7 protein-coding genes are annotated in these 11,889 nt (G+C 65.9%); 1 reads left to right on the top strand and 6 read right to left on the bottom strand.

Annotated features, from left to right (window positions below):
* Nucleotides 1–114: 114 nt before the first annotated feature.
* Genes ACZY0X_RS24290 through prpD form a run of 4 tightly spaced genes read right to left on the bottom strand, consistent with a single transcriptional unit; the run spans nucleotide 115 to nucleotide 7,019 of the window.
* Complete coding sequence (locus ACZY0X_RS24290) at nucleotides 115–3,498, bottom strand: pyruvate carboxylase (protein ID WP_463774036.1); 3,384 nt, start codon at nucleotides 3,496–3,498, stop codon at nucleotides 115–117.
* Nucleotides 3,499–3,502: 4 nt separating this feature from the next.
* Nucleotides 3,503–4,603 carry a bifunctional 2-methylcitrate synthase/citrate synthase gene (locus ACZY0X_RS24285; RefSeq protein WP_463774034.1) on the bottom strand — a complete coding sequence of 367 codons (1,101 nt, stop codon included), beginning with the start codon at nucleotides 4,601–4,603 and terminating at the stop codon, nucleotides 3,503–3,505.
* Nucleotides 4,600–5,517 (bottom strand): methylisocitrate lyase, encoded by a 918-nt coding sequence (gene prpB, locus ACZY0X_RS24280; protein ID WP_463774033.1) that lies wholly within the window; start codon nucleotides 5,515–5,517, stop codon nucleotides 4,600–4,602. The genes ACZY0X_RS24285 and prpB overlap by 4 nt, the downstream gene beginning before the upstream one ends.
* Complete coding sequence (prpD, locus tag ACZY0X_RS24275; RefSeq protein ID WP_463774032.1) at nucleotides 5,514–7,019, bottom strand: 2-methylcitrate dehydratase PrpD; 1,506 nt, start codon at nucleotides 7,017–7,019, stop codon at nucleotides 5,514–5,516. The genes prpB and prpD overlap by 4 nt, the downstream gene beginning before the upstream one ends.
* 118 nt (nucleotides 7,020–7,137) lie before the next feature.
* On the opposite strand from prpD, the gene ACZY0X_RS24270 reads away from it, so the two are divergent.
* Nucleotides 7,138–8,553 carry a short-chain fatty acyl-CoA regulator family protein gene (locus ACZY0X_RS24270; RefSeq protein ID WP_463774030.1) on the top strand — a complete coding sequence of 472 codons (1,416 nt, stop codon included), beginning with the start codon at nucleotides 7,138–7,140 and terminating at the stop codon, nucleotides 8,551–8,553.
* Here the strand turns inward: ACZY0X_RS24270 and ACZY0X_RS24265 are convergent.
* Nucleotides 8,540–11,440, bottom strand: a complete 2,901-nt coding sequence (locus ACZY0X_RS24265) for an MMPL/RND family transporter (RefSeq protein ID WP_463774029.1) — start codon at nucleotides 11,438–11,440, stop codon at nucleotides 8,540–8,542. The genes ACZY0X_RS24270 and ACZY0X_RS24265 overlap by 14 nt on opposite strands.
* On the bottom strand, nucleotides 11,437–11,853 hold the full coding sequence (locus ACZY0X_RS24260; RefSeq protein ID WP_463774122.1) for an MmpS family transport accessory protein: 417 nt from the start codon (nucleotides 11,851–11,853) through the stop codon (nucleotides 11,437–11,439). Before ACZY0X_RS24260 ends, ACZY0X_RS24265 begins: the two co-directional genes overlap by 4 nt.
* Nucleotides 11,854–11,889 lie beyond the last annotated feature (36 nt).

The following is an 11,889-nucleotide window of genomic DNA, read 5'->3' as shown; positions in this document are numbered from 1 at the left end:
GCGGCTGTCATGGCAATCCCCTGTTTCACCTCAGACGATGTTGAGCGATCGCTCAACATCGTTGGATGTCGCATGTCTAGCAGCAATCGCGCGCGGCGGTCAAGGGTGGCCGGCTCAGGTGAGCACCACGAGGAGGTCACCCGCCTCGACCTGCGCAGTCCGTGACACCGCCACGCGGTTGACGGTGCCCGCCCTGGGCGCGGTGATCGCGGCCTCCATCTTCATCGCCTCGATCGTGGCAATGGACTGCCCGGCCGTGACGGTCGCACCGACTCCCACGGCCAGGGTGACGACCCCGGCGAACGGGGCGGCGACATGATCGGGGTCGGTCTTATCGGCCTTCTCCGCCGTCGGCACGGCGGCGGCGGCGCCGCGGTCACGCACTGCCACCGGGCGCAGCTGGCCGTTGAGGACGAACATGACGGTCCGCATGCCACGTTCGTCGGCGTCGGAGATCGCCTCCAGGCCGATGATCAACTCGACTCCGCGTTCGAGTTGGACGCGGTGCTCCTCGCGCTGGCGCAGCCCGTAGAAGAACTGGTTGGCACTCAGCCGTGAGGTGTCGCCGTACAGCTCGCGGTGCTCCTCGAATTCCCTTGCCGGACCGGGGAACAGCAGCCTGTTCAGCGCGGCCCTCCGCGCCCGGCCGGGCTCGGTCAACAGCATCGTGTCGGCGGCGCTCAGCGTCTCGGTTGGCTTGGCCTGCGAGCGACCGGTCAACGCCTTGGTCCGCAGCGGTTCCGGCCAGCCGCCCGGCGGGTCACCGAGTTCACCGCGCAGGAAGCCGATAACCGACTCCGGGATGTCATACCGCGCCGGATCGGCGGCGAACTCGTCGGCGTCCACGCCCGCGCCGACCAGCGCCAGCGCCAGGTCACCGACAACCTTGCTCGACGGCGTGACCTTCACCAACCGGCCGAGTACCCGATCCGATGCCGCATAGCTGGTCTCGACGTCCTCGAACCGGTCCCCCAGCCCGAGCGCGATGGCCTGGGTCCGCAGATTCGACAGCTGACCTCCCGGAATCTCGTGGCGATAGACCCGTCCGGTCGGTGCCGGTAGCCCGGACTCGAACGGCGCGTACACCTTTCGCAGCGCCTCCCAGTACGGCTCCAGATCACACACCGCCGACAGCGACAGTCCCGTGTCGAAGCACGTGTTCGCGGTCGCGGCCACGATCGCCGACAGAGCGGGCTGGCTGGTGGTGCCCGCCAACGGTGCGGCCGCACCGTCGACCGCCGAGGCTCCGGCCTGCCACGCCGCCAGATATGTGGCCAGCTGACCACCGGGAGTGTCATGGGTGTGCACGTGCACCGGCAGGTCGAATCGTGACCGCAACGCGCTCACCAGCGTCGTCGCCGCCTGCGGGCGCAACAAGCCGGCCATGTCCTTGATGGCCAGCACGTGTGCCCCAGCATCGACGATCTGCTCGGCGAGCTTCAGGTAGTAGTCCAGGGTGTAGAGCCTCTCCCCGGGATCGGACAGATCACCGGTGTAGGACATCGCGACCTCGGCCACCGCAGAACCGGTCTCACGCACCGCGTTGATCGCCGGGCGCATCGACTCGACGTTGTTGAGCGCATCGAAGATCCTGAAGATGTCGACACCCGTTGCGGTCGCCTCTGCCACGAATGCGTCGGTCACCAGATCCGGGTACGGCGTGTAACCCACGGTGTTGCGACCACGCAACAGCATCTGCAGACAGATGTTGGGCATCGCCTCGCGCAGCGCGGCCAGCCGCTCCCACGGATCCTCCTTCAAGAATCGCAGTGCCACATCGTAGGTCGCGCCACCCCAGCACTCGATGGACAGCAACTGCGGCGTCATCCGCGCGACGTACGGCGCAACCGCCAACAACCCCGTCGTGCGCACCCGGGTGGCCAATAGCGACTGATGGGCGTCACGAAACGTCGTGTCGCTGACCCCGAGCGCCGGTGACTCCCGCAGCCACCGGGCGAAACCCTCGGGACCGAGATCGTCGAGTTGCTGCCGGCTTCCGGCTGGCGGTGGGATCGTCAAGTCCAACGAGGGCAACTTGTCATGCGGATACACCGTCGACGGCCGCGGCCCGTGGGGCCTGTTCACCGTGACGTCGGCCAGGTAGTTGAGGATTCGGGTACCCCGGTCTGCCGATGCGCGTGCCGTCAACAGCTGGGGGCGCTCGTCGATGAACGACGTCGTCAGCCGTCCCGCTGCGAAGCCGGGATCCTCAAGCACCGCGTGCAGGAACGAGATGTTCGTCGACACCCCGCGGATGCGGAACTCAGCCACCGCACGCCTCGACCGCGCCACCGCGGTGGCGAAATCCCGTCCCCGACAGGTCAGTTTGACCAGCATCGAGTCGAAGTGCGCGGAAATCTCGGCCCCCACATTGGTGCCGCCGTCCAGTCGGATCCCGGCACCGCCCGGCGTGCGGTAGGCAACGATGCGACCGGTGTCGGGCCGGAACCCGTTCGTCGGATCCTCCGTGGTGATCCGGCACTGCAGCGCCGCGCCACGGACCTGCACCGACGCCTGATTCAGGCCGAGGTCGGTCAACGAGTCCCCGGATGCGATCCTCAGCTGCGCCGACACCAGGTCGACGTCAGTGATCTCCTCGGTCACGGTGTGCTCGACCTGGATTCGCGGATTGCACTCGATGAACACGTGCTGTCCACGCTCATCGAGCAGGAACTCCACCGTGCCCGCCCCCGAGTAACCGATATGGCGGGCGAACGCGACAGCGTCACCGCAGATTCTCTGTCGCAGCTCCTCCGGCAGGTTCGGCGCTGGCGCGACCTCAATAACCTTCTGGTGGCGACGCTGGACACTGCAGTCGCGCTCGAACAGGTGGATTACGTCGCCGTGTCGATCGGCGAGGATCTGTACCTCGATGTGACGCGGGTTGATGACGGCCTGTTCCAGAAACACCGTCGGGTCCCCGAAGGCCGCCTCTGCCTCTCGCGACGCCGCCTCGATCGCCTCCGGCAGAGCAGATGGCTCCGCCACGCGGCGCATCCCACGTCCGCCACCACCGGCGACCGCCTTGACGAACACCGGAAACGTCATTGCCGACGATGCGGCCACCAGGTCCGGCACCGACGCCGACGGTTCCGTGGAGACCAGCACTGGCAGGCCCGCCGCACGCGCAGCTGCGATGGCGCGTCCCTTGTGGCCCGTCAGCTCAAGGAGATCCGCGGGCGGTCCGACGAACACCAGCCCCGCCTTCGCGCACGCCGCCGCCAACTCCGGGTTCTCCGACAGGAAGCCGTAGCCGGGGTAGACGGCGTCAGCGCCACACCGTTGCGCCGTCTCGACGATCTCGTCGACCGACAGGTATGCGCGCACCGGATGCCCGACGGCACCGATCTGGTAGGACTCGTCGGCCTTGGATCTGTGCAGCGAATTGCGGTCCTCGTACGGGTAGACGGCGACCGTCGCGATGCCGAGTTCGAAGGCGGCGCGGAACGCCCGGATCGCGATCTCTCCGCGGTTGGCCACCAGCAGCTTGGTGATCACAGGCTCAGACCAGTGCGCGTTGCGGCTGGCCCGAGTACTCGCTCAGTGGGCGAATCAGGGCATTCGATGCGGACTGCTCCATGATGTGGGCGGTCCAGCCGGTGATGCGGCTCATCACGAACATCGGTGTGAACATGGGGATGTCGAAGCCCATCAGGTAGTAGGCCGGCCCGGTCGGGAAGTCGAGGTTGGGCTTGATTCCGGTCGCCGCCGCCATGTCACGCTCCAGGACCTCGTAGATGTCCAACCAGCGGCGCCCGTCACGGACAGCGGCGACGCGCTCCAACGCCGCCCTCATTGTCGGCACCCGTGAGTCACCGTTGCGATACACCCGGTGGCCGAAGCCCATAACCTTCTGCTTGCGGGACAGCTTGTCGGCCAACCACTCCGGGGCTCGCTCGGCGCTGCCGATCTCGAGCATGTCGTGCATGACCGCCTCGTTGGCCCCGCCGTGAAGCGATCCCTTGAGCGCGCCGATTGCCGCGGTCACTGCGCTGTAGATGTCGGACTGCGTCGAGGTCACGACGCGTGCGGCGAACGTCGACGCATTGAAACTGTGTTCCGCGTACAGCACCATCGACTGCTCGACGGCCTTGACGATCACAGGCTCGGGGACCTCCCCGAAACACATGTGCAGGAAGTTCTGTACGTATCCCAGATGGCTGTGCGGGGCGATCGGGTTCAGACCACGTCGACGCCGCATGTCAGCGGCCACGATGGTTGGCAGCACGGCGAACATCCGCAGGGACTTCGCCTGATTGGCACCTCGGCTGCTGTCGTCCTCCGCCGGGTCCTCGGCACCGAGGTAGCTGATCGCCGTTCGCACCACGTCCATCGGATGGCAGTTGTCGGGCAGCTTCGCCAGCAGCGACAGCATTGAGTTGTCGAGACGACGTGTCGCCCTCTCCCGTTGGCAGAACAATGCGAGTTCCTGGTCGTTCGGCAGTTCGCCGTACCAGAGCAGATAGGCGACCTCCTCGAAGCTGCACCGGGCGGCGAGATCCTGCACGGGGTAGCCGCGGTAGGTCAGCGTGTTGGTCTCCGGCACCACCTTCGATATCGCGGTGGTGTCCACCACCACGCCTGCCAATCCCTTGTAGATCATCGTGCCACCTGCTGAACGTTGAAGTTGTACACGTCGGAGTCGAATGTGTTGTAGTCGGCATAGCGCAGCAGCTCGTAGAGCCGACTGCGCTGCTGCATACGGTCGAGCAGGCCGGACTGTGTTCCCACAGTGGCGATCTCACGCAGTCCCGCCTCGACCGCGTACATCGCCAGCCGCAATGTGGTGACCGGGTAGATGACGACGTTGTAGCCGATGTCGCTCAACTGCGCGGAGGTCAGGAGCTCGGACTTGCCGAACTCGGTCATGTTGGCCAGCAGCGGTGTGTCGACGGCCGCACGGAACCGCTCGAAGTCGGCCGGTGATGCCAGGGCCTCGGTGAAGATGAGATCGGCGCCGGCGTCGGCATAGGCCTTAGCCCGGTCTATGGCCGCGTCGATCCCCTCTGTCCCCGCGGCATCGGTGCGCGCGCACACAATGAAGTTCGGATCGCGCCGCGCGGACACCGCTGCCCGAAGCCGCTTCACCATCTCCGGGGTCTCCACCACGGCCTTGCCGTCAAGGTGGCCACACCGTTTCGGGTTCACCTGATCCTCGAGATGGCACCCTGCCAGGCCCGCGTCCTCGAGAAGCGTGACGGTGCGGGCCGCACTCATCGGCTGACCGAAACCGGTATCGGCGTCGATCAGGGTCGGCAGTTCGGTCGCGGCAGCGATCTGGCCGCCGCGAGCTGACACCTCGGTCAGCGTCGTCAACCCGATGTCGGGTAGCCCGAGATCCGCGGACAGCACCGCCCCGGACACGTAGACCCCGTCGAACTCGAGTTCGGCGACCATCTTGGCCACCAGCGGCGAGAATGCTCCGGGAAGGCGTAGCAGGCCACCGGATTCCAGTGCGGCGCGAAAGCCCGCCCGCTTGTCCGCGGCTGACGTGACGGACCCGAGCAGGCCGCTCACCGGAAGATCCCCGAGGGGACAGTCGGAGCCTTGCCCAGCACCCGTGGGTCAACCCGCACGTTCAGCGCACTCAACGCTCCGGGCCGCAAACCCGATATCGCATCGACCGCGGTCAGGAATCGCTGCTGCTCGTCGACCTCAACGACACCGGCGGCGAGTTCGGTGAACTTGGCGACGTACTGCTCACGTCCGAAGGGCCTGGCACCCAACGGGTGGGCATCGGCGACCGCGAGTTCGTCGACGATGGTGTCACCGTTCTTCAGCGTGATGACGGCTTGTGCACCGAAGGCCTTCTCCGCGGGGTCATTCGAGTGATAGCGCCGGGTCCACTCGGGATCCTCGACCGTGGAGATCCTGCCCCACAGGTCGATGGTGTCAGGTCGGTGCGCCCGCTCGGGTGCGTACGACCTCTCGTGATGCCACTCGCCGTCCTGCAGCGCCACCGCGAAGATGTACATCACGGAGTGGTCCAGCGTTTCGCGCGACGCACCCGGGTCGAACTTCTGCGGATCGCCCGAGCCGGTTCCGATCACCACATGGGTGTGGTTGCTGGTGTGCAACACAATCGACGCGATCTGGTCGAGATCTCCGACGCGCTCGCGCATCCGGCGGGCAAGGTCGATCAGCGCCTGGCTCTGGTACTCGGCCGAGTGCTCCTTGGTGTAGCTGTCCAGGATCGCGCGCTTGGGCTCGCCGGGACCCGGCAGTGGCACCTGGTAGGTGTGCTCCGGACCTGCCAGCAGCCACGCGATGACGCCGTCCTCACCCTCCCAGATCGGGGCGGGCGAGCCCTCGCCGCGCATGGCTCTGTCGACGGCCTCGATCGCGACCTTTCCCGCCCATGCGGGTGCAAACGCCTTCCAACTTGAGATGAGGCCCTTGCGAGACTGACGTGTCGCGGTGGTGAGGTGCAGCGCCTGGCCGATGGCGGCGTAGATCGTCTCCTGGTCGAGGCGCAACATGGTGCCCAGGCCCGCAGCCACCGACGGTCCCAGGTGTGCGACATGGTCGATCTTGTGCTGGTGCAGGCAGATTCCCCGCACCAGATCGATCTGCACCTCGTAGGCGGTGGCGATGCCGCGGATCAGGTCGGAGCCCCGCACGCCGAGCTGCTGTGCCACTGCGACGAGCGCCGGGATGTTGTCACCGGGGTGCGAGTACTCGGCTGCCAGGAACGTGTCGTGGAAGTCGAGTTCACGGACCGCCACACCGTTGGCCCACGCCGCCCATTCCGCGGACACGGTGCCCTCGACGCCGAACACGCAGGCACCCCGGCGGGCCTTGTGCGCCAGGGCCTGGGCGCGGGCCACAGTCACCGGCCTGCGGATCACCGAGGCCGCCGATACCGCGGCGTTGTCGATGATCCGGTTGACCACCATCTCCTCGACCTCCGGGTCGACCGGGACGGGGTCGGCGGCGACCTCCGCGATCTTGGCGGCCAGGTGCTCACACCTCGGGAACTCTTCGGCGCTGCGTCGGGTACGAACGTCGTGACTGTGCATGATCCGCACGGTACGCAGCCCGTTCCACCTGCAAAAGGCCCTGTAAGTGCGTAATTTTGCGTCCTTTGGCGAAGCATTTTGCGAACGTTGCGTAAGGCCGTGCGGTTAGGCTGTGACGGTGGCGAAGACCTTCGTGGGAGCCCGCCTGCGCAGGCTGCGGGAGGAACACGGCCTGACCCAGGTCGCCCTTGCGCGTGCGCTCAACCTGTCGACGAGCTATGTGAACCAGCTCGAGAATGACCAGCGGCCGGTGACGGTGCCGGTGCTGCTGTCGCTGTCGGAGCGCTTCGATCTACCGACCCACTACTTCACCCCGGAGTCCGATGCGCGCCTGGTGTCGGACCTCCGCGAGATCCTGGCTGACGGGCCCGCGACGCCGGCACAGATCGAGGAGCTGGTAGGCCGCATGCCTGCCGTCGGCCAGACGTTGATCAACCTGCACCGCAGGCTGTTCGACGCGACCACCGAACTCGAGGCCATGCAGGTGCGCGCGAGTGCCGACTCGCCCACGCCAATCCAGCAGCCGATGCCGTTCGAAGAGGTTCGTGACTTCTTCTATGACCGGAAGAACCACATCGCCGAACTCGACCTCGCCGCCGAGGAGCTGTTCGCCCGGCAGTCAATGCGGATCGGCGGCCTGGACACGCAGCTAGCCCATCTGCTCGACACCGAACTCGGCATCAGCGTGGTGATCGACGATGGTGAGACGTTGGGCGCCAACGCAAAACGGTTGTTCCGGCCCGACACCCGCACGCTCCGCATCGCACGGTGGCTGCATCCCGGCCAACGCGCGTTCCAGTTGGCCACCCAGTATGCGCTGCTCACCCATGCCGATCTGATCTCCGCGTTGGTCGCGACCGACGACCAGCTCAGTGTTGAGGCGCGTGAGGTGGCCCGCGTCGGCCTGGCGAATTACTTCGCGGGTGCGCTGCTGCTGCCCTACCGGATCTTCCTGTCGGCCGCCGAGAGCCTGCGCTATGACATCGACCAGCTCGCCCGCCGCTTCGAGGTGGGATTCGAGACCGTCTGCCACCGCCTGTCGACCCTGCAGCGGCCCGACGCCCGCGGAGTGCCGTTCATCTTCGTGCGGACCGACAGCGCGGGGAACATCTCGAAGCGGCAGTCCGCCACGGCATTTCACTTCTCGCGCGTCGGCGGCAACTGCCCCCTCTGGGTGGTCCATCACGCGTTCTCGCGGCCCGGCGAGTTCATCACCCAGGTGGCGCAGATGCCCGATGGGCGCACCTACTTCTGGATCGCCAGGACGACCACGTCGAGTCACAGCCGATACCTGGGGCCGCACAAGAACTTCGCCATCGGTCTCGGATGCGATCTGGCGCACGCCGAACGGCTCATCTACTCGGCGGGCATCGACGTCACGGACACCGATACCACCGTGCCGATCGGAGCGGGCTGCAAGATCTGCGAGCGACCCGCCTGCCCGCAGCGGGCCTTCCCCTATATCGGGCGTGCGGTGAAGGTCGACCCGCACGCCAGCAGCGACCTGCCGTACCCGACGATCACGACGTCGTGACCGTCGGCTCCGCGGCCACGTCCTGGCGCGGCCAGGGTCGCGGAACCGGACGCTGACGTACACGCTGTGGCCACCAGAACCAGCGACCAAGCAGGGCCGCCAGGGATGGTGTCATGAGCGACCGCACGACGAACGTGTCGAACAGCAGGCCCAGACCGATCGTCGTACCGACCTGACCGATGACGATCATGTCGCTGACCGCCATGGAGATCATGGTGAAGGCGAAGACCAGACCTGCCGAGGTGACCACTGAGCCCGTGCCTGCCATCGCTCGGATGATGCCGGTTTTGAGCCCGGCGTGGATCTCCTCCTTCATCCGGGACACCAGCAGCAGGTTGTAGTCCGCGCCGACGGCGAGCAGCACGATCACCGTCATCGGCAGCACCATCCAGTGCAGCGGGATGCCGATGAGGTGTTGCCAGATCAGAACCGAAAGGCCGAAGGACGTACCAAGACTCAGCACCACAGTGCCCACGATGACCGCCGCGGCGCCGATGGCGCGCGTCAGCACCACCATGATGAGGAAGATCAGGATCAGCGAGGCCACTGCGGCGATCAGCAGGTCGTAGTCTGCGCCGAGCTGCATGTCCTTGTTCATGGCGGCGCTGCCGCCGACGAAGACCGTCGATCCTTCCAGCGGCGTGCCCTTGATGGCGTCCACAGCGGCGGTGCGCAGCGGTTCGATGTGCGACGTGCCCTCCTCGCTGAGCGGGTCACCCTGGTGATTCACCGTGAACCGCACAGCATGACCGTCGGGCGACATGAAGAGCTTCATACCGCGTTGGAAATCGGCCGTACCGAAGGCCTCCGGCGGAAGGTAGAACGTGTCGTCGTTAAGCGCTGCGTCGAACGCCTGACCCATCGCGGTCGCGTCATCCTGCGTCGCCATGTTCTGATCCTGCTGAGCCTTCTGCGCCTGATACTGGTTGAGCATCATTTGCTTCTGGTTCTTCATCGTCTGGATCATCGCCGGCATCAGCGCCGCCATCTGCGGTGTCAGCTCGGCCATGCGCTCGAGATCGGGCACTATGGCCTGGAAGTCGTCGGACATCTGATTGATGCCATCGAGGCTGTCGAAGACCGACCGCATCGACCAGCACACCGGGATGTCGTAGCAGTGCGGCTCCCAGTAGAAGTAGTTGCGTATCGGCCGGAGGAAGTCGTCGAAGTCGGCGAGGTGATTACGCACCTCGCTGATGGTCACCGAGGTGTCCGACATCTTGTCGGCCATCCGGCGTGTGACGTCGGCCAACTCCAGCGTGATGCCCTGCATCTTCGTCATCGAGTCGATGGTCACCTGCATCTCGTTGGCCTGCTTGAGTGAGTTCTCAAGCACGATCTGCTGGTAGTCGTTGTTCATCAGTTGGCCAGTGCTGCTCTGACTCATCGAGTAGGCCAGCGAGGCGTGTTTGATCGGTTTGCCGTCGGGCCGCGTGATCGTTGTCACCTGCGCGATACCGTTCACCCGAGCCATAGCCTTGGCGATCTTGTCGATCACCAGGAAGTCGGCGGGATTGCGGAGGTCGTGGTCGGCCTCCACCATCACCAGCTCGGGGTTCATCTTGGCCTCGGAGAAGTGCCGGTCGGCGGCCGCCTGACCGACGTTCGCGGGGATGTCGGCGGGGAGGTAGATGCGGTCGTTGTAGGTGGTGTGGTAGCCGGGCAGCGCAAGCAGGCCGACGAGGCACAACACGATTGCCATCACCAGGACGGCGCCGGGCCACCGCACGGTGGCCGCACCGACGCGGCGCCAGCCGCGGGCACCCTTGGTGCGCTTGGGTTCGAGGATCTTGCCGAACCGGGTGACGATCGAGATGACCGCGGGTCCCATCGTCAGTGCCGCGGCGACCACGATAGTCATGCCGGCCGCCAACGGGATGCCCATGGTCTGGAAGTACGGCAGTCGCGTGAAGTGCAGGCACAGCGTCGCACCGGCGATGGTCATGCCCGAAGCCAGCACGACGTGAGCCGTGCCGTGGAACATGTCGTAGTAGGCCGACTCTCGGTCCATCCCCTTTCTTCGCGCCTCGTGGTAGCGCCCGATCAGGAAGATCGCGTAGTCAGTGGCCGCGGCGATCGCCAGCGTCACAACCATATTCGTCGCGAAGGTGGTGAGCCCGAACACTTCGTGATACCCCAGGAAGGCGACGATCCCGCGGGCTGACAACAGGCCGACCATGACCATGCCCAGCGTGATCACCGTCGTGATGACCGAACGGTAGATCAACAGCAGCATGATGGTGATGACGCCGAATGTCAGCGCCTCGATCGTCTTCATGCTGGCATCGCCGACGGCGTTCTGATCCGTCGTGGTCGCTGACGGGCCTGCGACGTAGGCCTTCACACCAGCGGGGGGCTCGGCGCCCTCGGCGATTTCTCGAACCGACTCGACCGACTCGTTGGCCAGGGCCTCGCCCTGGTCACCGGCGATGTACACCTGGACGTACGCGGCCTTGCCATCGATGCTCTGAGCACCGGCCGCCGTCAGCGTGTCACCCCAGAAGTCCTGGACGTGCTGCACATGCGTGGTGTCGGCACGCAGTTCGCGCACCATCTCGTCGTAGAACGCGTGCGCGTCCGCGCCAAGCGCTTCGTCGCCCTCGAGCACGATCATCACCGAGCTGCTGGTGTCGTACTCCTGGAACACCTGGCCGACGCGCTTGACCGCGATCAACGACGGTGCGTCGTTGGGGCTCATCGACACTGCGCGGAGCTTGCCGACCACCTCGAGCTGCGGGACGGTGGTGTTGAGGATCGCGACGATGGCGATCCACACCAGGACGATCGGGATGGCGAAGGCACGGATGAACCGCGGCAGCCACGGGCGAGCCGCGTGCCGAGCAGGCGGCATGGCATCCGTTGGGGTGTCGTCGATTAACGTGCTCATGCCGCCTTCACCAAGCAGTACGTCGCGGCATTCACGCCCTGCGCCGTCCTTTCGTCCTTGACCTCGTCATCGACTGTGACTCGGCAGCTGATTGATTGACCGTCGCTCTGAGCGAGCAGGTTCGGCATGACGGACGGAATCGTCGTCTCCAGGGTCAGTGACCACGGCAGCGCTACCTCGCCTGTCTTCTGCGGCAAACCGTCGAGGTCGGTGTAGTTGATGACGGCGGTGGCCCCAGTCCCAAAGACCTCGTACGTCACGATCTTCGGGTTGAAGTTCTCCGCCGTGTCGGTTCCGATCGGCGTCACCACTGCCCCGTCGGAGCCGAACACCGACCGCAGGTTGGCCACCGTGAAGACGCCGATTGTGACGGCCGCCACCATGAGAATGGGCAACCAGACGCGTTTGAGCATCACGAAGACTGCGGTCACGGTTGACCTTTCGAGGAG

The organism is Mycobacterium sp. IDUB_39 (assembly GCF_055419205.1).
The sequence above is the reverse complement of the archived record's forward strand: the minus strand, read 5'-3'. Positions and strand labels throughout refer to the sequence as shown.